Genomic DNA, 23,650 nt, shown 5'->3' with positions numbered 1-23,650 from the left:
TAGTCCTCAAAGTGCATCGTCGAATGTTGTTTTTGTTGTTCGAAGCATGAGTCGGCGGTTTTAGAGTTGGCGGCCACCCTCCTCTCGCAACAGCGCCTGCAAGGTGTCGAGACGAGCACTGTCGAAGGCAGTGACGGTGCCTTGCTCGAACACCCGGCGCGCCAGCCCGGTCAGCACCGCACCGGGCGGCAGTTCGATCTGTAAACGCACGCCACGCTCGTAAGCGCTTTGCACGGTGCTGCGCCAATCCACCACGCGGCACATGTTGAAGGCGAGGTCGTCGCGCAGGGCGTCGACCTTGATCACCGGCCGAGCGCGGCTGCCGCTCAGGTAGGCGATTTTCGGGGTTTTCAACTCTACGTTGGCGAACGCTTGCGCAAGGGTTAGCGCCGGTTCGTCCAGCAGTGGGCAGTGCGAAGGAACACTCACTGCCAGACGTTTTGCCAGACCGGCGCCGCGACTGCGCGCCAGTTCAGCCACCGCTTGCATGGCCTCGTCACTGCCGGCAATCGCCACCTGATTGTCGGCATTGATGTTGGCCAGATACACCGGCGAATCCTCGCTGTGCACCTGCGCCAACAGCGTTTCGACGGTGGATAATTGCAAGCCGATGATCGCGGTCATGCCAAAGCCCTGTGGATAAGCTTGCTGCATCAACTCACCGCGCAGGCTGACCAGATGCAAGGCATCGCTGAAGCTCAAGGCCCCAGCGACAACCGCTGCCGGGTAAGCACCGATGGACAGGCCGGCGACATAGTCCGCGTTCAAACCGTCCTGCAACAGCTGCCGCGAAGCTGCGACCCCGGCGATCAGCAGACAGAGTTGCACCGCCCTTGTGCTGCGCAGCGCTTCGGCAGAATCGAGCTGCAAGACATCTTCACCCAGTACATCAGTGGCCTCGACCAGCGTTTCCCGAGGCAAACGCTGGAGCATGCCCGGCTGCTGCGCGCCCTGGCCGGGGAACACCAGCAAGCTACTCACGCTGCCTGCTCCTGCGGGTTCCATGGATCAGCCACCAGACAGGCCTGATACTCGTTTTTCAGCAGCACACGTGCAGATCCGCCGGCCCACTCGCGCAATGCGACCGCACCGAATGGTGTCTGCAATTGCAGGTCGACCCGGCACGCGGCCAGATCGAGAAACTCAACCAGTTTGCGTGCCCGATTTCGGGTGATCAGTTGCGGCGTGCGCAGAATCAGATCGAGGTCACTGGCCACGTGCATCGCCTTAAATCCGCTGGCCAGTTCAAACCCGGCACTGCCGCTGACACCCCAGACCCAACCGCAATCATCGAGCATCGGCCGCAATTGCTTGAGCGCACGCAGTGCCGGCAAATCACGCTCACTGTCGACGTGACACAGCGCCTCCGGGCTGACCCGACAGGCAATCGAATCGAGCGCCATGAACGCCGTCAACCGCTGTTCACGCAATACACCGCGCACGCCCACGGCAACAAAACCCTCAGCACTCAAGGCCCGACGCACCACCACCGGTTGCCCGGCAGTGAGCGACTCAATCGCCCACTGCGGCGCATCCGCCGGCAACTGCGCCGGCGTCATGCCCCAGAGCAGATCGTGGGCCAGCGGCGTGTTCACCACTGCGCCCTCAGCAACGCGCGCACGCGGCTGGACGCTTCGCGATTTTTCGCACCGAGACGACCGCCCAAATCACTGCCGGTGACATCGCCGATTGCTTGCCTCAGGCACTCAGTCACCCGCGCCAGATCCTCCGCGGTCGGCTGTTCGATCTGCTGCACCGACAGGGTTTCCCAAAGCAGCCCGAGGCTGGCGTAACTGTCGATGTCATACGCCATCGGCGGCACGCTGGCGGCCAGCGCTTCCAGTTCTTCGACGCTGCGCAAAGTCACCCGCGCCGCCGAGGCCTTGCCCATCGCGTGCACCATCACGCCGGGGTCACGCAGGGCGATCAAGCGGTTGGCCTGATAGCCGTGGGCGAGAAACGCACCGGACATGGCCTTACCCACCAACAACGCAATCACCGGATGCCCGGCCAGCCGTGCACGGGCATAACTGTCCGCGGCACCGGCAAGGGCCTGATGAATACCGAGGGCTTCTTCGCGACGACCATAGGCCTGGCTCGGTACATCGACGATGGCGATCAACGGGCGCTTTTGAGTTTTGTCGCGGTCAGCGGTGATTGCGTCATCCACAGCCTTGGCCAAACCCCAGCCTTCCAGCAATCCGACTTCGCCGTTGCGAGCACGGGGAAAACGGTTTTCAGGATCAGCGACCACGGCCAGAAAGCGCCCGAGTTCGCCATCGGCAACCTTCAACGACGGCGGCAAACCGTCTACCGCTTTCGCCCCAGCGCTCAACGCGTTGAACCAGTTCAAACCGCGCAATGAATAACCACTCATGAGCGCTCTCCTTGATACAGATCGCGAACCACCAACGGTTCGATTTGCTTGTCAGTGTCCAGACTCGCCAACCGTTGCAGGAACCACTCGGCCCTTTGGCTGCGCGGCTGAGTCGGCAAGCCTTGCTGCAACAACTCGCCGACCTGCTGACGAATCTTCGCCACGTCATCAGCGACATAACGATCCACCAAGCCACTGGCAAAGCGCTGCTCGCCACCGGTCAGGCTCCAGATGAAAGGCCGGTCGCGGGAGTCGTATTCTTCGATCCCGGCTTCCTGCTCGATCACTTGCGGGCCGTTCAGGCCGAGGCGTGCTTCCTGAGTCACCAGCAAATAGCTGCACAACGCGGCGGCAATCGACATGCCGCCGAAGCAACCGACGCTGCCCGCAACCACGCCAACCACCGGTTGGTACCGCTGCAAATCGACAATCGCCGCATGAATATCGGCAATCGCCGCCAAGCCAAGATTGGCTTCCTGCAAGCGCACACCCCCGGTTTCCAGCAGCAACACGGCGCGGGTCGGGATGCCTTTGCGGTTGTCCTCGGCGGCCAGTTCCAGCGCACCGGCAATCTTCGCCCCGCCGACTTCGCCGAGGCTGCCACCCTGAAATGCGCCTTCGATGGCGGCGATCACCACCGGCAAACCGTCGACGCTGCCCTTGGCGATCACCACGCCGTCATCGGCTTGCGGCACCACGCCCTGGCGTTCGAGCCACGGCGACATCACCCGTTGAAAAGGATCGAGCAATTCGCGAAAGCTGCCGGCGTCGAGCAAGGCTTTCGCCCGTTGCCGCGCGCCGAGTTCGACGAAGCTGTGCTTATTGAGAAGCGCTGCGCTGTCAGTCATGGCCGATCTCCTCGAAACCTTGTTCCAGACGCAAGCGCACCACCCCCGGCGTCGCGCCGAAATCGTGGATATCGATGGCCATCGCTGGCGGCGTGGTGCCGTCGAACATCCGCGCAAACAGATGCTGCCAGCGCAGCTGTGCGCCGTTGACCGAGGTCTGCACGTTGATCGTCAACTTGCCGGCCAGCCCCGGTTCGATCAGCACTTCCAGGTCACCGGAGCCAACACAACCGACCAGCGCCCGCCCGCGTGGCGGCTGCCCGGCGGGGAATTCAAACGATAGGGTTTCCATCAAAACGCTCCCTGAAGGATGCCGTCGCGCTCGATGCGATCGAGCAGCAGCGCGGCGGCGAGCAAGTCGGCGGCGCCGCCGGGCGAGGCATTCAATGCGATGAGTTGTTGATCCAGTTCGTGCAGGCGCCGGCGACCAGTGAGGCTGGCGCTGCCGCCAGCGTCGAGCACGGCTTGCGCACCCTGTTGCATGGCTTGCAGGCCTTGCTCTCCGGCGCGATACAAAACGCAGGTGTCGGCCAGGTCGGTCATGATCGCCAGCAAGGCGTCGAGCCGGGCGTTCTGTTCGCCGTGGCCGGCGGTGCGGCTTTTCTTCAGTTGCGGCAGGCCACGTTGCAGCACCGAGGGGAAGCCGAGTTGTGCCTCTTCACGGGCACCACGGGCGCCGTAACGCAAGGCGACTTGGGCGCCGTGGCTCAAGGGTTTGGGTGCGTGGCGATCGTCCAGCAAGGCCAGACGTGCAGCGCGCAGGGTCACGGCATTGGCGCTGGAGGATTGCGGTTCCAGCGCAGCGGCCGTCACCAACAGACCCAAGGCCCAGATCGCCCCGCGATGCGTGTTCACACCGTTGGTGGTGGCGAGCATCGCTTGCTCGCCTTCACGGCCGATGCGGCCAATGCTTTCACGCAACGTTTGATTGATCTCGCCGACTTCAATGGCGGCCTCGGTCATCTCCTTGAACGCTGGCCACAACGACAATGCCGAGGCGTGCATCAGGCCCAAATGCAAATCGGTGTGTGCGCCGTTGCCACGACGATCGACCAGCGCCGGTTTCGGCGACAGATCCGCTTCGTCGATCAACGCGTCCACTGCCAGGTCGGCCAGTCGCTCGGTCAGGGTTATCGGTTTCGCTTGCAGGTTGAGTGCGTGCATTACCAGCTCCTGAATTTGGCGGGCGGGTTGTAGAGGCCGCCGGACCACTCGACCAGATCGGCCACGCTCTTCGCCGCCAGCAGTTCGCGGGTGGCGTCGGTGCGGCGGATGCCGAGGTCTTCGGGCAAGGCGATCAGGCCTTCGCGGCGCATGCGTTCAGTGTCTTTCGGGTTGTGGCGCAGGCCGATGGCGGTGACGCCCGCAACGGCGGCGATCATCGCCTGACGCTCTTCCAGCGAGCGCGCCTTGTACAGATAGGCGATGCCTTCTTCGGTGAGCAGGTGGGTGACGTCGTCACCGTAGATCATGATCGGCGCCAGCGGCATGCCGCTTTTCTTCGCCACTTCCACCGCGTCGAGGGTTTCGACGAAGGTCGGTTTGCCGCCCTCCTGGAAGGTCTCGACCATTTGCACCACAAGTTTCTTGCCGCGCTCCAACATCGGTTGCTGCGAGTCGTCGTGGCGCATATCGAGCCATGCCGGCGTGCCGTGACGGCGACCGCGTGGGTCGTGGCCCATGTTCGGCGCGCCACCGAAACCGGCGAGTCGGCCACGGGTAACGGTGGAAGAATGGCCGTCTCCATCGACCTGCAACGTCGCGCCGATAAACAGATCCACCGCGTATTGCCCGGCCAGTTGGCAGAACATCCGGTTGGAGCGCAGCGAGCCGTCGCGGCCGGTGAAGAACACGTCGGGGCGCGCGGCGATGTAGTTTTCCATGCCCAGTTCGGTGCCGAAGCAATGCACGCTTTCGACCCAGCCGCTCTCGATCGCCGGGATCAATGTCGGGTGCGGGTTGAGCGTCCAGTTGCGGCAAATCTTGCCCTTCAAGCCAAGAGACTCGCCGTAGGTCGGCAGGATCAATTCGATGGCGGCGGTGTTGAAACCGATGCCGTGATTGAGCGACTGCACGTTGTGTTTTTCGTAGATGCCGCGAATCGCCATCATCGCCATCAACACATGCACAGGCTTGATGTGCCGTGGATCGCGGGTGAACAGCGGTTCAATGTAGAACGGCTTGTCCGCCACCACCACAAAATCGACCCACGACGCAGGAATGTCCACACGGGGCAACTCGCTGACGTCATCGACCAACTGGTTGACCTGGACGATGACGATGCCGTCGCTGAACGCGGCCGGTTCGATCAGTGCCGGGGTGTCTTCGGTGCTGGGTCCGGTGTAGATGTTGCCGGCGCGGTCGGCCATGAACCCGGCCGAGAGCACGACGTTGGGGATCAGGTCCACCACAAGGCGGGCGTAAAGTTCGATGTAGGTGTGGATCGCGCCGATTTCCAGCAGGCCGTCTTCGAGCAACTGGCTGATGCGCAGGCTCTGGGTGCCGGCGAAGGAGAAATCGAGCTTGCGAGCGATGCCGCGTTCGAACAGGTCGAGGTGCTCGGAGCGGCCGACGCTGGGCATGATCATGTGCAGATCGTGGAGTTTTTCCGGGTCGGCCCTGGCCAGCGAGCGGGAGAGGAAATCCGCCTGCTTCTGGTTGTTGCCTTCAAGCACCACACGGTCGCCGGGATGAATCAGCGCTTCGAGCGCGGCGACGATCTTGTCGGTGGGCAACACCACACCGTCGGCCAGCCCGCGCACCTTGTCGAGGCGGCGCTGCTTCTCGTCACGCCGCCGCGTCCAGCGCGAGTCGGGGGAAATTGTTGTTGTCATGCTCACTCCACGGGGTTCGCTGTCGTGGAGCTAAGTTAGGCGTGTGGGGTGAGGGCATCAATCAAGCGCGGTGGTGAATCATTACGCTGAGCGTAACGTTCACTGCCACCTTCGCGAGCAGGCTCGCTCCCACAGGGGATCACTATCGTCCGCAAAAACCGGGGGCACTGAAGATCAACTGTGGGAGTGAGCCTGCTCGCGAAGAGGCCAGCCAAAGCAGCGTAAGTTCTGGATAAGTCCGCCGATGAGTCAGGGGGTTGGCCGGCAGGAAGTTGCTGATGCCACTGGCCCCATCGCTGACAAGCCAGCTCCCACAGGGTTTTGTGTGGTTCACAAGATTCGGATACAACCCGGACACTGTGGGAGCTGGCTTGTCAGCGATGGGGCCAGTGCAATCAGTGAAAGCTCTGGATCAATCCGTAGGCACTAACCTGTCCAGCACCCGATTAACTGCCAGCTCCGCCAGCATCACCACTTGAGCAATGCCTTGCAGGGTTTTGCGGTGCGTTCCTTCAACCATTGCCACATGGTTATGGATCATGACGGTGGCCGAGCCGAGGGTTTCGCTGGCATCTGCCAGGAGAGACTCGGTATCAGCTTCAGGGTCGGTCATGTACAGCTTGTTGGTTTTGTAGGGTGCGGCCATGATTTCGGCGGTTGGCGGGCCGAGGTAGTGATCGAGCGCGCGCTCGGCGGCTTCGTGAAATTTCTTGGATTCGGGCGATTCGTAGGGGGATGCCGGGTCGGTGACCGGCGGGTTTGGCGTTGGTTTGAACATGGGGATGAACCTCTGTGAGGCCGCACCATCCCGCTGCTAAACGATAGGGTGGCGGCTGTGCGCAAGTTAGCAGACCGGTCAAACCCCAACCCGGCGCACCCGAAGGCGCCATGCGCACAGCCACCATCAAGTACAGGCGAATGCCTGACTGGATGAGATTTGTGCAACCGAGGTAAGGACGAGCCGGGCTGCTAAACCCGATCACTGCGAATCAGTGACCCGATCCAAGTTACGCAGCCAGCCTTGGGCGCACAAGCCGGCGGATTCTGGTGCATGCGTAGGCAGCGGCGCAAGGATTTGTAGAGCCGTAACACAGAGTGTCTTTAAACAACGAGACTGAAAGTCGTTTATTGTGGACAGAGATTGAGGATTTTTCTGTCGGATTGAGGTGTGGCGACTGGCGCTTTCGCGAGCAGGCTCGCTCCCACAGGGGGTCTGTGTCGTACGCAAAATCCGGGATCACTGAAGATCAACTGTGGGAGCGAGCCTGCTCGCGAAGAGGCCAGCAAGATCAACGCAAACTCAGGATCAGTGGACCAGCCCCGCCTCCACCAACAACTGCTCAAGTGCCAACAAATCCGGCACCTTCGCCACCTGCTCACCCACCTGCACCGCCGCCTGCTCCAGCGCACACAACGGCACATCGACATAGCTCAACTGACTGTCGAGCTTGTAAGACCGTGGAATCCCCTGCACCAGCAGCGCAATGAACTTCAGCTGCGGCAGCCCACCCAGCGCATTGAGAATCACGATCCGCGCCCGCTCTCCAATCACGACTTTCTGCCCGCATGCCGATTCAAAGCTCAGCAACGGAATCTGCCGCTCACGCCAGGTTACCCGCCCCAGATACCACGGCGGCGTGTCCAGATCGAAGGCGCTGACCTGATAGTCGATCAGCTCGGCCACGGCGACGTTGGGCAGGATCAGGTTGCGATCCGCCAGCGGCAGCAGCAGGCCGGTGAGTTGGCTGGTGCGCGCATTGTGGCGGCGCTCATGCATGTCTCTTGCTCCAGTGGGCAATGCTTTCGAGCAATACCGATTCCTGATACGGCTTACCGAGGTAGTCGTTGACGCCGATGGCCATGGCGCGGTCGCGGTGTTTTTGCCCGGTACGCGAGGTGATCATGATGATCGGCAGGTGTTGCAGGCGTTCGTCGTTGCGCACTTGCGTGGCCACTTCGAAGCCGTCCATGCGCGGCATTTCGATGTCGAGCAGCATCAGGTCGGGCATGTGTTCTTCCAGCAGGAGCATGGCGTCGACGCCATCCTTGGCCGTCAGCACGTTCATGCCGTGGCGTTCGAGCAAACGGCTGGTGACCTTGCGCACGGTGACCGAGTCGTCGACCACCATGACCAGCAACGGTTTGTGCGGTTCGCTGTCGATGTCCGGCACCGTCGGATACTGCGCCACCCGTGCCTGCATCGCGCGGATCGGTGCCAGTAAATCAAGAATCAGCACGACCCGGCCATCGCCAAGAATCGTCGCGCCGGACACGCCCTGCACCGCCGCAAATTGCGCGCCGAGGCTTTTCACCACGATCTCGCGAGTCCCGGCCATGGCGTCGACCTGCACCGCGATGCGCCGGTCGTTGTACTGTACCAGCAGCACCGGTAATGGCAGGCTCTGACCCAGCAGTTTTGGCCGCGATGAGGTTTTCAGCAGTTCGCCCAGATAGCACAACTCATAGCGTTGGCCGCCGTATTGATAGCTCGGTGGATCGAGACGGAAATGCCCGTCCAGATCATTCGGCAAGACGCGGACGATGCCGTCGATAGTGTTCAGCGGAATCGCATACTGATCCTCGCCGCACTGCACCATCAACGCGCGGTTGACCGACACGGTGAACGGCAGGCGAATGCGGAAATGCACGCCCTGCCCCGGCACCGAATCAATACTCATGCTGCCGCCCAACTGGCGGACTTCCTCATGAACCACGTCCATGCCGACGCCACGCCCGGAAATCTGGGTGATCTTCTCAGCGGTGGAAAACCCCGGCTGAAGGATAAACTGCAACACATCGCGGTCGCTGATCTCGGCGTCCGGCGCCAGTAAGCCACGCTTGATCGCCTTGTTCCGCACCGCTTCCAGCGGCACACCGGCGCCGTCGTCGCGGATGTCGAAAACAATGTCGCCGCCCTCGCGGGACAGATCCAGCGTGATCGTGCCCTGCGCCGGTTTGCCCGCCGCCAGCCGCGCCTCGACAGATTCCAGACCATGGTCGACGGCGTTGCGCAGCATGTGTTCCAGCGGTGCCGCCATGCGCTCCAGCACGTTGCGATCCATTTCGCCCTCAGCGTTGCCGATGACGAAGGCGACGTCTTTGTTCAACTCTTCGGCGACCTGACGGACGATGCGTTTGAGGCGCGGCAACATCCGTTCGAACGGCACCATGCGCGAGCGCATCAGGCCTTCCTGCAATTCGGTGTTGATCCGCCCTTGCTGTTGCAGCAGGTTCTCGGCGTCGTGGTTGCGGCGGTCGAGGGTTTCCTTGAGGTCGAGCAGGTCGGAGGCGGATTCGAACAGCGCCCGCGACAGTTGCTGCAACTGCGAATGGCGGTCCATTTCCAGCGGATCGAATTCCTCGTAGCCGAGACGCTCGCCATCGACTTGCTGGCGGCTGAGAATGCGCCCCTGGGTTTCGGTGTCGAGCCGGCGCAACTGGTCGCGCATACGCTCGATGGTGGTTTCCATCTCATTGAGCGCGACTTGTGCGTCATTGACTTGCTGTTCGATGCGGCCACGGAAGATCGAGGTTTCGCCGGCCAGATTGACCAGTTCGTCGAGCAGTTCGGCGGAGACCTTGACCATGTCCGCGCTGGCCTCGGCGGCTGCAGGCGCGGTCTCGGTTTTAACCGGCAGAGGCAACAATGGCGGCGCTTCAGGCGTGACCGGATGACTGAAACTCTGGATCGCATTGATCAGCCGATCCGCTGGCGGACACGGTTGTCCGGCGCGCACCGCGTCGAGCATCTGCGCCAGTCGGTCGTGGCCGCGCTGCACCAGCGCAAACAGTTCGGTCGAGGCCTGCAACGTCCCGGCGGAGAGACTTTCGTAAAGGTATTCGAGTTCGTGGGCGAGGTCGCCGATCGGGCCGATTTCGACCATCCGCGCGCCGCCCTTGAGCGTGTGCAGGTCGCGCAGCAGGGTTTCCACTTCCTGCCGATTGCCCGGCTCGGCCTGCCAGCGCAACAACGCGGCGCCGGAGTTTTCGATGATGTCGAAACCTTCTTCGAGGAAGATTTCCAGCAACTCCGGATCATGCCCGGTGCCTTCGTGATCAACGGGCGGTTGCGCCGTTTCAGCGCTGCCGGACGCGCCCTGACGGAACTGCCGGATTGCCTCGATCAGCTCATGCGCCGGGTTCAACGGCTGATGATTCTGCAACTGTTCAAGCAGCAGCGCCAAACGGTCATGGCTCTTGTGCAGCAAGCGACCAAGCGCTTCGCTGTAGCTATAGCGCCGATCCGCCAGACCTTCGTAGAGACCTTCCAGTTCTTGGGCCAGATCCCCAATGGCCTCGACTTCGGCCATTCGCGCGCCCCCCTTGAGGGTGTGCAAATCGCGCTGTAACGACGACAGCGGCGCAACATTGTTTGCGTCGCTCAGCCAACGCTGCAAGGCTTGCCCGGCGCTGTCGAGAATGTCCACCGCCTCTTCGAGGAAGATCTCGACGATCTCATCGTCCGGTTCGCGCGCGGAGCCGGTTTGTGAAAGTTCAGCAGTCGCGGCACCCAGTTCGCGGATGCTCAACGTGCGGCTACCGTCACTGCGAATCAGGCCCATCGACGACGGATCGAGACTCTCATCGAGCAGCTCGTGCAACGCCCGAATCCGCGCAGGCTGCGGCGTGACTTCCTGGCCGGCGGCCAGTTCGTCGAGCATGTTGATCAGCGCTTCGTGGGCGTGCTGCGCTTCCTGGAAAAACCGGTCGCTGACCGCCAGGCTGCTTTCTTCGACGGCGCCATAGAGGTCGAGCAAGGCTTCGCACAACACATCGACCGGCAACAAATCCGCCAGGTGCGCACCTTCGCCGAGGGTGGTCAATTCATCCAGCAATGCGCTGAGTTCCTGGCGTTCGCCGGGGTGCTGCTGCCAGCGCTGCAAGAGGTTTTCCGCATCGAGCAGGATGTCCATGCCCTGGGCGAGGAAGTTGTTGATCAGTTGCGGGGCGTGCTTGATGCGCAGGCCGCTGCTCGGCGCATTGAGGATCGATTCCAGTCGCTCGGCGAGCAGCTCGCCCGTGCGTTTGATCAGTGACTGCGCGCCGACGATCGGCGCCAGCGGATCGTGCTTGAGCTGACGCAGGCCGACGCGGAACAGGCCCTCGGCTTCGAGCAACAATTCCACTTCGTCGAGATCGAGCGGCAGTTGGTGCGCCTTGAACTCGCGGGCCAGTTGATCGAGCGGCGCCGCCAATTCGGCAATCGGCAATACACCCGCCATCGACGCGCTGCCCTTGAGGGTATGCAGGGCGCGCTGTAATTCATCGCTGGCCGGCAGCGGCACGTGTTCGGCGGCTTGATCGAGAAAGCGGTTGAGGCTGGCGAGATGGGTTTCGGCTTCGTTGCGGAAGATCTCCAGCAACAACGGATCGAGCGCCGCGACATCTTCCACATCTTCGGCCGCCAACGGTTGGTCGCCCTTGGCCAAGGCATGGGCGCGAGCGGCGAGTTGATCGACATCGCTGCGTTGACGCTGGCGATTGGTGGCGAATTCGCTGATCAGTTCCGGCAGTAACAGCAGCGTGTCGGTCAGCAATTGCGCTACCGTCGTGCCCGGCTCGACGCTTTGCTCCAGCACGCGGTTAAGCAGGTTTTCCACAGCCCACGCCAGTTCGCCAAGAATCAGCGCACGCACCATGCGTCCGCTGCCCTTCAAGGTGTGAAAGGCGCGGCGCAGTTCGGTCAGCGCCGCGCGATCCTGCGGATTGGCCGACCAGCGTGGCAGGTATTCGTGGAGGACATCGAGGACCTCGTCGGTCTCTTCGAGGAACACTTCGCGCAGTTCATCGTCCACCGGCTCTTCATTGGCCGGCGGCGGCATCAGGCTGCCGGGCGTGACCAGCGCGGGCGGGTTGATCGCCGAGACCGGGCTGGCCAACACATCGGCCAGCGACTGGACGAATTGCGGGTCGTCGAGCGCCTGCAGGTCTTGCATCACCCGCGCTTGGTTGGGGCTGAGCACGTCGTCGAGCACCGGCACATGTGGCTCGCCGGGCTGCTCGCTGGGAAAGAAACCGAGACTGGCGAGGCTCTTCTGCGCGACATCCAGCAGTTGTTCGCTGGGCGCCTGCGGGTCATCGCTCAGGCGTTCAAGGTAATACTCAAGGCTGGTGATGACGTCGGCGAGGTTGTCCAGTTGCTGCCAACCCGGTTCGTGCGGATCGAGCAGCAGGTGTTCGCGAATGAAGCCGTTGCACGCTTCAACGAGACTGGCCGCACGGTTCAGCGGAATCATCGCCAACGCCCCCCGCACTTGGGTCAACAGCTCCGGCAACGGTTGCAGGTGCTGGCGATCCCAGTCGGCGTCGATGTAGTCGACGATCATGTCCTTGGCCTGTTGCAGGCAGATGCGCGCTTCCTTGATCACGATCTGATGGATCTGCGTCAGATCGGTGGTCGGCAGGCGTGAGTCTTCCGGGCTTTCCGGCTCGACGGTGCCGACCATCCCGGCCAGTGTTGCTTCGACATAAAGCAAGGCACCGGCAACGTCCATCAGGATCGCGTCGTTGGGTTCGCGCTGGCCTTGGGCGATGCTCAGGACCACCGCCAGTTGATCGATGATGACCTTGCGCGGCTGGCCGAAACCGAGCACCGCGAGGGTGTCGGCGATCTGCCGCAACGGCGCCAACAGGCTTTCCAGATCCGAGGTATGTTGGCGATCGCTGCGCACAAACAGATCAAGGCGTTCCTTGACCCGCACCAGCTCTTCGCACAATGCCGCGAGCACCGAGCGCATCGCATCGCGGTCGGGGCCGGCCAGGCGCGCGCGTTCTTCGTCGACCATCGCGCTGTCGGGTAACGCGTCGTCCAGGGAGTAGTGATCTTTCATGGTCAGCATCTGCCCGGTGGGATGTTCGGCTTTGGCAATATAGAACAACAGGCTTTTGAGCAGCTCCGGCGGTGGCGGCTGGTTGAGGCCGCGCATGCCTTGGTCGAGCAGGCGTTTGAGCTCCTTGTCGGCGTCCTTTAACAGACTGCGCAGCGCCGGGCTGTTGGCAATCACGCCTGCGCGCATGCCTTCGACCAAGGCGGACGCCACCTGCCACAGCGGGCTCAACGGTGCGTCGCCGCTTAGCGCTTCGAGACGGCTGAAGACTTTCGCCAGATAAGCGAGGTGCGTCTGGTCATCCTGTTCGCGCAGCAAACCGACCAGCGCCATTTGCAGCATCTGGCGTAATTTGCGCAGCACGTTCGGCAGTTCCGCCGGTTCCAGCAGCGCCAGGGCTTCCTCACTGAGCGGCGGCAACTCAGGTAATTGCGGACTGAACAGGCTGGTTTCCGAGAGCAGGCTTTCGCCCCGGGCACTGCGTAGATCGTTGAGCAGCGGCAACACTACCAGCGGCAAATCGCGGCGGGCGCTCTGCACGCGGTCGAGGTAGATCGGCAATTGCCCGAGGGCTTGCAGCAGCAAGTGCAGGGCTTCGTCGCGATGGCTGACGCGACCTTGCTGCAAGGCTTCGACCAGATGCTCCATCTCTTCGGCGAGCAAGGCTGCGCCGTAGAACTCGACCATCTGCAAACTGCCGTGAACCTGATGGATATACGCCAGACACTCGTCCAGCCCGGGAAAGGCCTGCGGATCATCGAGCACGGCTTCAATCGCCTGATGCGCCAGCTTCAGCGTTTCGGCAATTTCGCCTTTGACCCATTCGAGGGCCACATAGTCGTGCCGATCACCCATAACCACTCCACTCACGCTTTATCTGTCGCCGCCGGCAAGGTGAATCCGGACACCGAACGCCGTAACTGACTGGCCATTTTCGTCAGGTTGCCGATGCTCTCGGCGGTGGCCGTAGAGCCGGACGAGGTCTGCGAGGTGATCTGCTGGATCACGTTCATCGTCAGCGAGATCTGCCCGGCGGAAGTCGTCTGCTGCTGCGCTGCGTTGGAGATGCTTTGAATCAGCGCCGCGAGGGTCTTCGATACGCCTTCGATTTCTTCCAGGGCCACCCCGGCATCCTGCGCCAGTCGCGCGCCACGCACCACTTCGGTGGTGGTCTGTTCCATGGAAATGACGGCCTCGTTGGTGTCGGTCTGGATCGCCCGCACCAGGGTTTCGATCTGCCGGGTAGCGGCGGACGAGCGCTCGGCCAGCCGCTGCACTTCGTCGGCAACCACGGCAAAACCACGCCCGGCATCGCCAGCCATCGACGCCTGAATCGCGGCGTTGAGGGCGAGGATGTTGGTCTGGTCGGCAATGTCGTCGATCAGGCTGACGATGTCGCCGATTTCCTGGGACGACTCGCCGAGGCGCTTGATGCGTTTGGCGGTGTCCTGAATCTGCTCGCGAATGTTGTCCATGCCGTGGATGGTGTTGTGCACCACCTCGTTGCCTTTGTTGGCGATCTCTACCGACCGCTCGGCCACAGCCGAGGATTCGGCAGCGTTCGCCGAGACCTGATCGATGGATTGAGCCATGTCGTTGATCGCCGTCGAGGCTTCGGAAATCTGCTGGGCCTGATGCTCCGAGGCCTGGGCCAGGTGCATGGCGGTGGCCTGGGTTTCCTGCACGGCCGCGGCGACCTGGCCGGCGGTGAGGTTGATGGTCGCCACCAGGTCGCGCAATTGGTCGACGGAATAGTTGATCGAGTCAGCAATGGTGCCGGTGAAGTCTTCGGTTACCGAGGCGGTCACTGTGAGGTCACCGTCGGCCAGATCCTCGATTTCGTCGAGCAGACGCATGATCGCGTTCTGGTTGCGTTCGTTCTTCCCGGCGGTCTCGCGCAACTGCCGATTGGTTTCGCGAACCATGACCAGACCGATGAGGATGATCGAGGCCAGCGCCAGCAGGCCCAGCACATAACCGCCGATGGTGTCGGTGTTGCGCCCGCCGGCAAGGTTTTCGAAACCGGTGGCCAGGTGCGAGGCTTCGTCGAGCAGGGTTTGCGAGAGGCTGAAGATATTGCTGGCGGATTCGCGAACCTTGAACAGTTCCGGCGAGGTCTCGAGGATTTCATCGACGGAGCCGGAAACGAACTGGAACAGCTCGGAAATTTCGCTCAGCCGCGCACGGGCATCGCGGTCTTCGACCTGGCTGATCTTCAGCGCCGGATTGCCCTGAAGCATGCCGTTAAGCACCTGACCAAACCGCGTGGCATCACGGCCAAAGGCATCGGCGGCTTGCAGCGAGTTTTCATCGCCGGCCAGCACGGTGTTGACCGCACCGAGGATGCGTTCGGCGAGCAGCGATTGACGCTGGGCCATCGCCACTTGCGCCGCTGGTGCACCCCGCTGGAGAAGAATCTCGACGACTTTTTCGTATTCGATCTGCAACTGCGGCACGGTTTCGGCCAGCGTCGCGGCAACCTGATGCAGCGACAGCACGGTCTGTTCGCTGGAGAGAATGGCGTCGGTGTTTTTCAGCAGGCGTTCCCAATCGAGCTGCACGGCGCGCATTTCCGGGCGCACGGTGGCCGGCGCTGGCGGCAGGCCGGTGGCCGGGTCGCCCTTCTTCAGATAACCCCAGCGCTGGGCGAAATCGTTGCGCGCATCGCTGAGCAACTTGAACGCCGCAGCCTTGCCGGCGGCGGCTTCGGTGGCGTTCTTGGCGATGCGTTGCGAGAGCACGCGCAGCTCACCGGCATGGCCGATGTACTGTTTGTCGTAATTCGCCTGGGTGTTGAGGTAAGCGAAGTTGGCGAACAGCAGCATGATGAACACGATCAGTGCGATAAACAGCACGATGATCTGCGAGCGACTGCGCGATCCTTCCGCCGGCTTGCCTGTTTTTGCTTTTGTCATCGGTCCTCGCCCTTAACCCACACCTTTGAGGCCTGCTGCAATCCCTGTGGGAGCGAGCCTGCTCGCGAAAGCGCTGGGTCAGCCAATATTTATCTTGCCTGACACGCCCTCTTCGCGAGCAGGCTCGCTCCCACAGGGGACGGTGTTGAATCTGTTATATCGCGACGCTCATGAACACCGGGGATTTGGCCAGGGCAAACAAACTGAACACCCGCCAGTTCTGCTCGCGCCGGAAATACCCTTTGACGAACTCGGCCTTGGAGCCCTGCCGTTTGCTGATCGAGATGGGCTCGAAACTACCCTGCTCGAAATGCTGCAAACCAAACACCTCATCGACCATCAGCCCGGCAAACACGTCCCCATGCTCAACCACCAATACCCGCCGCTGCTTGCGCAATGGCGACAGCTCATGCCCGAAGAAACCGCACAGGTCCATGATCGGCAGCAGCCGCCCACGCAGGTTAGCCACCCCTTTGACCCACGGTTTGACCCCGGGCAATTGGGTGAAGCGCGGTTCGTGCAGCACTTCGCTGACTTCGCCCATCGGCGCCACGTACCAGTGCTCGCCAAGGCGAAAGCCGATGCCGCTCCAGCGATCGTGGCGCACCGGTTGCGACGGCAGGTCGGCCGCCAGCAAGCGGCAGCGCTGGTCAATCTGCCAGAGCAGTTCGAACGCGGTCAGCGATTCGCTCATGACCGCGCGATCAACCGGCCAGCACGTTGTTCAGGGTTTTGATCAGGGTTTCTTCGTCGACCGGTTTGGTCAGGTAATCCTTGGCGCCCTGGCGGGTGCCCCAGACCTTGTCGGTTTCCTGATCCTTGGTGGTGATGATGATCACCGGGATGTGCCCGGTGTCCGGGTCCTTGGTCAGTTGACGGGTCGCCTGAAAACCGTTGAGGCCGGGCATGACGATGTCCATCAGCACCGCGTCGGGTTTTTCCTGACGGGCCAGGGCGACGCCGTCGGCGCCATTTTCAGCCTTGAGCACTTCATGGCCGTGCTTTTCGAGCATGCCGGTCAGTTTGTACATTTCAGTCGGCGAATCATCGACGATCAGGATACGAGCCATGGTCTTCCCCATTTTTCTTGTCGACATCCGGCCCGCTGGCCGAGCGTCACTGTACGTGTCTTACTGCGGCAAAACGGCGGCGAAGCCCGGAACATGGGCCTGGATCGCGTTGAGCAATTCTTCCTTGCTGAAAGGCTTGGTCAAAAATTGATCAGAACCGACAATCCGCCCCTTGGCCTTGTCGAACAGCCCGTCGCGCGACGACAGCATGATCACCGGCGTTGCCTTGAACGCACTGTTGTTCTTGATTAAAGCGCAGGTCTGATAACCATCCAGACGCGGCATCATGATGTCGACAAAGATGATGCCGGGATGGTTGTCGGCGATCTTCGCCAAAGCATCGAAACCGTCGATTGCCGTGATGACTTCGCAACCGACATTCTTCAACAAGGTTTCGGCGGTACGGCGAATCGTTTTCGAGTCGTCGATCACCATGACCTTCAAGGCGCTGGACTGCTGTTCCATAAGAGGGCTCTACCGTCGCCTTTGCGAATCAAATTGTCCGTTTTGCTATCAGTAATGGCCGGAAACCCTTGATGTTCAAGGGCCGGCACTGCATGGCAGCCTTTTTAGCACAGTCTCCAGATGCAATCTATCGACGGGTTTTCCCTTGACCGAAAACCCTGCCGGCGCCACTCTGGCGGCACTTTTTTCATACCGATCCGGTAGCCAATTTTCGAGGAAAACCCAATGAGCGTTCGCGTCGGGATTGTCATGGACCCTATCGCCAGCATTTCCTATAAAAAGGATAGCTCGCTGGCCATGCTGCTGGCCGCGCAGAAGCGCGGCTGGGAACTGTTCTATATGGAACAGCGCGACCTGTATCAGGCCGAAGGTCAGGCGCGGGCACGGATGAAGCCGCTGCGAGTCTTCGCCAACCCGGAAAAATGGTTCGAACTGGACGCCGAACAGGACAACCTGCTGAGCGATCTGGACGTGATCCTGATGCGCAAGGATCCACCATTCGACATGGAGTTCGTTTACTCCACCTACCTGCTCGAACAGGCCGAAACCGCCGGGGTGCTGGTGGTCAACAAACCGCAGAGCCTGCGTGACTGCAATGAAAAGCTGTTCGCCACGCTGTTCCCGCAGTGCACGCCGGCGACCATCGTCAGCCGCCGCGCCGACGTCCTGCGCGAGTTCGCCGCCAAACACGGCGACGTGATTCTCAAGCCACTGGACGGCATGGGCGGTACGTCGATCTTCCGTCACCGTGCCGGCGATCCGAACCTTTCGGTGATTCTCGAAACCCTGACCGCCCTCGGCGGCCAGCAGATCATGGGTCAGGCCTACCTGCCGGCGATCAAGGACGGCGACAAGCGCATCCTGATGATCGACGGCGAGCCGGTGGATTACTGCCTGGCGCGGATTCCGGCCCAGGGCGAAACCCGTGGCAACCTCGCCGCTGGTGGCCGTGGTGAAGCGCGTCCGTTGACTGACAAGGATCGCTGGATCGCCGCTCAGGTCGGCCCGACCTTGCGTGAAAAAGGTCTGCTGTTCGTCGGTCTGGATGTGATCGGCGAGAATCTGACCGAAATCAACGTCACCAGCCCGACCTGCATCCGCGAAATCGACAACGCGTTCGGCACCGACATCGGCGGCATGCTGATGGACGCGATCGACAAGAAGCTGCAAGCCGCCGGCAAAAAGCCGCAAGCTTGATGTGCGTCACATGCAGTCTGTCGCTTGAAGCGTGAAGCCCAAGGCGTGAAACCAACATTGCGTTATCATGCGCAGCCTCTGAAAAACGCGATGTTGGTTTTCTTGTCATGACCCTCCCGTCCGATCTGCCCACAGAACTCGCCCATCGTGGCGTGCGCCCGGCCGATCGCCTCGGATTTACCCTGTTTCTCGCCGCGCTGATTCACTTGGCGCTGTTGCTTGGCGTCGGTTTCACCATGGTCGAGCCCAAGCAGATCAGTAAAACCCTGGAAATCACCCTCGCCACCTTCAAGAGCGAAAAGAAGCCCGAGAAGGCCGATTTCCTCGCGCAGGAACACCAGGAAGGCAGCGGCACGCTGGACAAGAAGGCGATTCCGAAGACCACCGAGGTCGCGCCGTTCCAGGACAATCAGGTCAAAAAGGTTACGCCGCCACCGGCCGCCAAGCCGCAAGTGCAGGAAGCCGCGCCCAAGGCGGCGGTGACCACCGTCGCGCCGAAGCCGAAAAAAGCCCCGACCAAGAAAGAAGAAAGCAAAACCGAGGTCAAACCGACCGTCGACGCGCCGGAGTTCGACAGCTCGCAGCTGTCCAGCGACATCGCCAGCCTCGAAGCGGAACTGGCCAAGGAACAACAGCTGTACGCCAAACGCCCGCGGATTCACCGCCTGAGCGCGGCGTCGACCATGCGCGACAAGGGTGCCTGGTACAAGGATGACTGGCGCAAGAAAGTCGAACGCATCGGCAACCTCAATTACCCCGAGGAAGCGCGGCGCAAGCAGATCTATGGCAATTTGCGCCTGATGGTCTCGATCAATCGCGACGGCTCGCTGTATGAGGTGCTGGTGCTGGAATCGTCGGGCCAGCCGCTGCTGGATCAGGCAGCGCAGCGCATCGTCCGACTGGCAGCGCCATTTGCACCGTTTACCGGTGACCTGTCGGATATCGACCGACTGGAAATCATCCGTACCTGGAAATTCGCCCGGGGCGACAAGCTCTCGAGCAATTAAAGACACTACAAAACCCTGTAGGAGCGAGCCTGCTCGCGAATGCGGTGTGTCATCCAACACTGATGTGACTGATCCACCGCTTTCGCGAGCAGGCTCGCTCCCACATTGGATCGGTGTGTCACCTGCATCACTAGCTTGTCAGTTCGCCCCTTGAACGCCACACTAGCGCACATGAAAAACGTCAGCCCCAGCTACCTCAAGCATCACTTCCTGATCGCCATGCCCCACATGGCCGACCCGAACTTTGCCCACACCTTGACCTACATCGTCGAGCACACGGCCAATGGCGCCATGGGCATTGTGGTCAACAGGCCGCAAGAGCTGAATCTGGCTGACATCCTTGAGCAATTGCGCCCGGACATCGATCCGCCGGGCCTCTGCCAGCATGTGCCGATCTTTATCGGCGGGCCGGTGCAGACCGATCGCGGCTTTGTCCTGCACCCGGCGGGCAAGACCTTCCAGGCCACCGCCCAGCTCGACGGCGATTTGGCCTTGTCCACTTCACAAGACGTGCTGTTCGCCATCGCTGACGGCGTCGGCCCGGCCAAAAGCCTGATTGCCCTCGGTTACGCCGGTTGGGAAGCCGGGCAACTGGAAGCCGAAATGGCCGACAACGCCTGGCTGACCTGCCCGTATGACACCGACATCCTGTTCAACACCAGCAGCGAATTGCGTCTGGACGCGGCGGCCCGGCACTTGGGGATCGACCTCAACCTGCTGACCAGCCAGGCAGGGCACGCCTGATGGCCCTGCGCCTGATTCTCGGCTTCGACTACGGCACCAAACAGATCGGCGTTGCCGTCGGCCAGGTGATCACCGGCCAGGCCCGCGAACTCTGCACCCTCAAAGCGCAGAACGGCGTGCCCGACTGGAACCAGGTCGAAGCGCTTATAAAGGAATGGAAACCCGACGCCGTCGTCGTCGGCCTGCCGCTGAACATGGACGGCACGCCGAGCGACATGTGCGTACGCGCAGAAAAGTTCGCCCGGCGCCTCAATGGCCGCTTCAACCTGCCCTTTTACACCCACGACGAGCGACTGACGACGTTCGAAGCCAAGGGCGAACGGCTGGCCCGTGGCGGCCAGAAAGGCAGTTACCGCGACAACCCGGTGGACGCCATCGCCGCGGCTCTGCTGTTGCAGGGCTGGCTCGACGAAAACACCGCACTCTTTGAATCCTGACTGCATTTAATTCTGAAAAGCGCTACGGCGCTTTTCTTTTGGCTAAACCCCCAGCCACGTCCGGCAGGACGCGGCTCGGGTCGAAGAAGGAGCAACCATGAGCCTGCCCAATCCCGCCGATCTGATCAGCCAGATGGCGACACGCCTCAAGGCGCACCTTGCCCAGCGTGATATCCGCGAACCGCGTTACATCGGCATCCGCACTGGCGGCATCTGGGTCGCGCAAGCCTTGCTCAAGGAATTGGGCAGCGACGTGCCGCTGGGCACGCTGGATGTTTCCTTCTACCGCGATGACTTCAGCCAGAACGGCCTGCATCCGCAAGTGCGCCCGTCCGCCCTGCCCTTCGAGATCGAAGGCCAGCATCTGGTGCTGATCGACGACGTGCTGATGAGCGGCCGCACCATCCGCGCCGCCATGAACGAATTGTTCGACTACGGCCGCCCGGCCAGCGTGACCCTGGTCTGCCTGTTGGACCTGGACGCCGGTGAGCTGCCGATCCGCCCGAACGTGGTCGGCGCGACCCTGGCGCTGGCCGCCCACGAGCGCGTGAAGCTGTCCGGCCCCGAGCCGTTGACGCTCGAACTGCAAGACCTGAATCCTTAATCCGCCCTATTGAGAGTCCCCCTCGCGATGACGCCTCTAGATACCAAGCGCCCGCTGCAGCTCAATGATCAGGGCCAGCTGCGCCACTTCCTCTCGCTCGACGGCCTGCGCCGCGAGTTGCTGACGGAAATCCTCGACACTGCCGACTCATTCCTCGAAGTCGGTGCCCGGGCCGTGAAGAAGGTGCCATTGCTGCGCGGCAAGACCGTGTGCAACGTGTTCTTCGAAAACTCCACGCGCACCCGCACCACCTTCGAACTGGCGGCCCAGCGGCTGTCGGCCGACGTAATCACCCTGAACGTGTCGACCTCGTCGGCGAGTAAAGGTGAAACGCTGCTCGACACCCTGCGCAACCTCGAAGCCATGGCCGCCGATATGTTCGTCGTGCGCCACGGTGATTCCGGCGCCGCGCACTTCATCGCCGAACATGTTTGCCCGCAAGTGGCGATCATCAACGGCGGCGACGGCCGTCACGCGCACCCGACGCAGGGCATGCTCGACATGCTGACTATCCGTCGGCACAAGGGCGGTTTCGAAAACCTCTCGGTGGCCATCGTCGGCGATATCCTGCACTCGCGGGTCGCGCGCTCGAACATGCTCGCGCTGAAAACCCTCGGCTGCCCGGACATCCGCGTGATCGCGCCGAAAACCCTGCTGCCGATCGGCATCGAGCAATACGGCGTGAAGGTCTACACCGACATGACCGAAGGCCTCAAAGACGTCGACGTGGTGATCATGCTGCGTCTGCAACGTGAGCGCATGACCGGCGGCCTGCTGCCGAGCGAAGGCGAGTTCTACCGCCTGTTCGGCCTGACCACCGCGCGCCTGGCCGGGGCCAAACCCGATTGCATCGTCATGCACCCGGGGCCGATCAACCGGGGGGTGGAGATCGAATCCGCTGTGGCCGACGGCCCGCACTCGGTGATCCTCAATCAGGTCACCTACGGCATCGCGATTCGTATGGCCGTGTTGTCCATGGCCATGAGCGGGCAAACAGCGCAACGTCAATTCGAGCAGGAGAACGCCCAGTGAAGCTCAGCATTCTCGGCGCCCGCGTCATCGATCCCAGCAGCGGCCTGGATCAAATCACCGACATTCACGTTGAAGCCTGCAAGATCGTCGCCCTCGGCGCGGCACCGGCCGGTTTCAGCGCAGTCGAAACCATCGACGCCACAGGTCTGGTGGCCGCTCCCGGCCTTGTCGATCTGAACGTTGCCCTGCGCGAGCCGGGTTACAGCCGCAAAGGCTCGATTGCCAGCGAGACTCGCGCTGCAGCGGCCGGCGGCGTGACCAGCCTGTGCTGCCCGCCGCAAACCAAACCGGTGCTCGACACCTCCGCCGTGGCCGAACTGATCCTCGACCGCGCCCGCGAAGCCGGCAACACCAAGGTGTTCCCGATTGGCGCACTGAGCAAAGGCCTGGACGGTGAGCAACTGGCCGAACTGGTGGCGCTGCGTGACGCCGGTTGCGTGGCGTTCGGCAACGGTCTGGAAAGTTTCCGCAACACCCGCACCCTGTGCCGGGCATTGGACTATGCGGCGACGTTCGACCTGACGGTGATCTTCAACTCGCAGGATCACGATCTGGCCGAAGGTGGCCTGGCCCATGAAGGCGCCGTCGCCAGTTTCCTCGGCCTGCCGGGTATTCCGGAAACCGCTGAAACCGTAGCGCTGGCCCGCGACCTGTTGCTGGTCGAGCAGACCGGCGTACGCGCGCACTTTAGCCAACTGACCAGTGCTCGCGGCGTGGCCCTGATCGCTCAGGCTCAGGCGCGTGGCTTGAAGGTGACCGCCGATGTCGCGCTGTATCAACTGATCCTGACCGATGAAGCGCTGATCGACTTCAGCAGCCTCTATCATGTCCAGCCGCCGCTACGCACCCGCGCGGATCGCGATGGCCTGCGTGAAGCGGTGAAGTCCGGCGTGGTCTCAGCGATCTCCAGCCATCACCAGCCCCACGAGCGCGACGCCAAACTGGCGCCGTTCGGCGCGACCGAGCCGGGCATCAGCAGTGTTGAACTGCTGCTGCCACTGGCGATGACGCTGGTTGAGGATGGCTTGCTCGATCTGCCGACGCTGCTGGCGCGTCTGAGCGCTGGCCCGGCCGAGGCGCTGCGCCTGCCGGCGGGCAAACTGGCGGTGGGGGGTGCGGCGGATATCGTCCTGTTCGATCCAAAAGCGTCCACCGTGGCTGGTGAAGGCTGGCTGTCGAAGGGCGAGAACTGCCCGTTCCTCGGCCACAGTTTGCCGGGTGTGGTTCGTTACACCCTGGTGGATGGGCGGATCAGCCACCAGGCCTGATACCGGGCGGCCCCATTCGCGAGCA

21 protein-coding genes are annotated in these 23,650 nt (G+C 62.1%); 7 read left to right on the top strand and 14 right to left on the bottom strand.

From position 1 onward, the window contains the following. Window positions 1-60: 60 nt before the first annotated feature. The 14 genes from mdcH to pilG all read right to left on the bottom strand — a co-directional run bounded on the left by mdcH (window position 61) and on the right by pilG (window position 17,336). Complete coding sequence (gene mdcH / locus ATI02_RS17935; protein WP_100846956.1) at window positions 61-981, bottom strand: malonate decarboxylase subunit epsilon; 921 nt, start codon at window positions 979-981, stop codon at window positions 61-63. Further along, complete coding sequence (locus tag ATI02_RS17930; protein ID WP_100846955.1) at window positions 978-1,598, bottom strand: malonate decarboxylase holo-ACP synthase; 621 nt, start codon at window positions 1,596-1,598, stop codon at window positions 978-980. Before ATI02_RS17930 ends, mdcH begins: the two co-directional genes overlap by 4 nt. Further along, window positions 1,592-2,377, bottom strand: a complete 786-nt coding sequence (gene mdcE / locus ATI02_RS17925; RefSeq protein WP_100846954.1) for a biotin-independent malonate decarboxylase subunit gamma — start codon at window positions 2,375-2,377, stop codon at window positions 1,592-1,594. The genes ATI02_RS17930 and mdcE overlap by 7 nt, the downstream gene beginning before the upstream one ends. Beyond that, complete coding sequence (locus tag ATI02_RS17920; RefSeq protein ID WP_100846953.1) at window positions 2,374-3,225, bottom strand: biotin-independent malonate decarboxylase subunit beta; 852 nt, start codon at window positions 3,223-3,225, stop codon at window positions 2,374-2,376. Before ATI02_RS17920 ends, mdcE begins: the two co-directional genes overlap by 4 nt. Beyond that, entirely contained in the window at window positions 3,218-3,517 is a 300-nt protein-coding gene (locus tag ATI02_RS17915; protein ID WP_007913697.1) for a malonate decarboxylase subunit delta, read from the bottom strand. Before ATI02_RS17915 ends, ATI02_RS17920 begins: the two co-directional genes overlap by 8 nt. Beyond that, a complete protein-coding gene (locus ATI02_RS17910) occupies window positions 3,517-4,389 on the bottom strand; it encodes a triphosphoribosyl-dephospho-CoA synthase (protein WP_100846952.1) in 873 nt (290 codons plus the stop codon). The genes ATI02_RS17915 and ATI02_RS17910 overlap by 1 nt, the downstream gene beginning before the upstream one ends. Next, window positions 4,389-6,059: a malonate decarboxylase subunit alpha gene (gene mdcA / locus ATI02_RS17905; protein WP_100846951.1), complete on the bottom strand. Its 1,671-nt coding sequence runs from the start codon at window positions 6,057-6,059 to the stop codon at window positions 4,389-4,391. The genes ATI02_RS17910 and mdcA overlap by 1 nt, the downstream gene beginning before the upstream one ends. Before the next feature lie 412 nt (window positions 6,060-6,471). Beyond that, window positions 6,472-6,837: a DUF6124 family protein gene (locus ATI02_RS17900; RefSeq protein WP_095187006.1), complete on the bottom strand. Its 366-nt coding sequence runs from the start codon at window positions 6,835-6,837 to the stop codon at window positions 6,472-6,474. A 528-nt stretch (window positions 6,838-7,365) separates the two neighbouring features. Then, the gene (locus ATI02_RS17895) at window positions 7,366-7,836 is read right to left on the bottom strand and encodes a chemotaxis protein CheW (RefSeq protein ID WP_100846950.1); all 471 of its coding nucleotides are present in this window, start codon (window positions 7,834-7,836) and stop codon (window positions 7,366-7,368) included. After that, window positions 7,829-13,741 (bottom strand): Hpt domain-containing protein, encoded by a 5,913-nt coding sequence (locus tag ATI02_RS17890; protein ID WP_100846949.1) that lies wholly within the window; start codon window positions 13,739-13,741, stop codon window positions 7,829-7,831. Before ATI02_RS17890 ends, ATI02_RS17895 begins: the two co-directional genes overlap by 8 nt. 11 nt (window positions 13,742-13,752) lie before the next feature. Continuing rightward, the gene (locus tag ATI02_RS17885; protein ID WP_100846948.1) at window positions 13,753-15,801 is read right to left on the bottom strand and encodes a methyl-accepting chemotaxis protein; all 2,049 of its coding nucleotides are present in this window, start codon (window positions 15,799-15,801) and stop codon (window positions 13,753-13,755) included. Window positions 15,802-15,955: 154 nt separating this feature from the next. Continuing rightward, on the bottom strand, window positions 15,956-16,495 hold the full coding sequence (locus tag ATI02_RS17875) for a chemotaxis protein CheW (protein ID WP_100846947.1): 540 nt from the start codon (window positions 16,493-16,495) through the stop codon (window positions 15,956-15,958). 10 nt (window positions 16,496-16,505) lie between these two features. Next, window positions 16,506-16,871, bottom strand: coding sequence for a twitching motility response regulator PilH (pilH, locus tag ATI02_RS17870; RefSeq protein WP_027926574.1), 366 nt, complete (start codon window positions 16,869-16,871; stop codon window positions 16,506-16,508). A gap of 60 nt (window positions 16,872-16,931) precedes the next feature. Further along, the gene (gene pilG, locus ATI02_RS17865) at window positions 16,932-17,336 is read right to left on the bottom strand and encodes a twitching motility response regulator PilG (protein ID WP_007913673.1); all 405 of its coding nucleotides are present in this window, start codon (window positions 17,334-17,336) and stop codon (window positions 16,932-16,934) included. Between the two features lie 225 nt (window positions 17,337-17,561). Here pilG and gshB point away from each other — a divergent pair, with 225 nt between their 5' ends. The 7 genes from gshB (at window position 17,562) to ATI02_RS17830 (ending at window position 23,625) form a co-directional block, all read left to right on the top strand. After that, on the top strand, window positions 17,562-18,533 hold the full coding sequence (gene gshB, locus ATI02_RS17860) for a glutathione synthase (protein WP_095187001.1): 972 nt from the start codon (window positions 17,562-17,564) through the stop codon (window positions 18,531-18,533). Between the two features lie 107 nt (window positions 18,534-18,640). Beyond that, window positions 18,641-19,540 carry an energy transducer TonB gene (locus ATI02_RS17855; RefSeq protein ID WP_095187000.1) on the top strand — a complete coding sequence of 300 codons (900 nt, stop codon included), beginning with the start codon at window positions 18,641-18,643 and terminating at the stop codon, window positions 19,538-19,540. A 171-nt stretch (window positions 19,541-19,711) separates the two neighbouring features. Next, on the top strand, window positions 19,712-20,284 hold the full coding sequence (locus ATI02_RS17850) for a YqgE/AlgH family protein (RefSeq protein WP_100846946.1): 573 nt from the start codon (window positions 19,712-19,714) through the stop codon (window positions 20,282-20,284). After that, the gene (gene ruvX / locus ATI02_RS17845; protein ID WP_064589634.1) at window positions 20,284-20,721 is read left to right on the top strand and encodes a Holliday junction resolvase RuvX; all 438 of its coding nucleotides are present in this window, start codon (window positions 20,284-20,286) and stop codon (window positions 20,719-20,721) included. The genes ATI02_RS17850 and ruvX overlap by 1 nt, the downstream gene beginning before the upstream one ends. A 97-nt stretch (window positions 20,722-20,818) precedes the next feature. Continuing rightward, a complete protein-coding gene (gene pyrR / locus ATI02_RS17840) occupies window positions 20,819-21,325 on the top strand; it encodes a bifunctional pyr operon transcriptional regulator/uracil phosphoribosyltransferase PyrR (RefSeq protein ID WP_100846945.1) in 507 nt (168 codons plus the stop codon). Window positions 21,326-21,352: 27 nt separating this feature from the next. Next, entirely contained in the window at window positions 21,353-22,357 is a 1,005-nt protein-coding gene (locus ATI02_RS17835) for an aspartate carbamoyltransferase catalytic subunit (RefSeq protein WP_007913665.1), read from the top strand. Continuing rightward, window positions 22,354-23,625: a dihydroorotase gene (locus ATI02_RS17830; protein ID WP_100846944.1), complete on the top strand. Its 1,272-nt coding sequence runs from the start codon at window positions 22,354-22,356 to the stop codon at window positions 23,623-23,625. Before ATI02_RS17835 ends, ATI02_RS17830 begins: the two co-directional genes overlap by 4 nt. Window positions 23,626-23,650: the final 25 nt, after the last annotated feature.

It is taken from the genome of Pseudomonas baetica (genome assembly GCF_002813455.1).
Classification (GTDB): Bacteria; Pseudomonadota; Gammaproteobacteria; order Pseudomonadales; family Pseudomonadaceae; genus Aquipseudomonas; species Aquipseudomonas baetica.
This window is presented reverse-complemented; position numbering and strand designations above follow the sequence as displayed.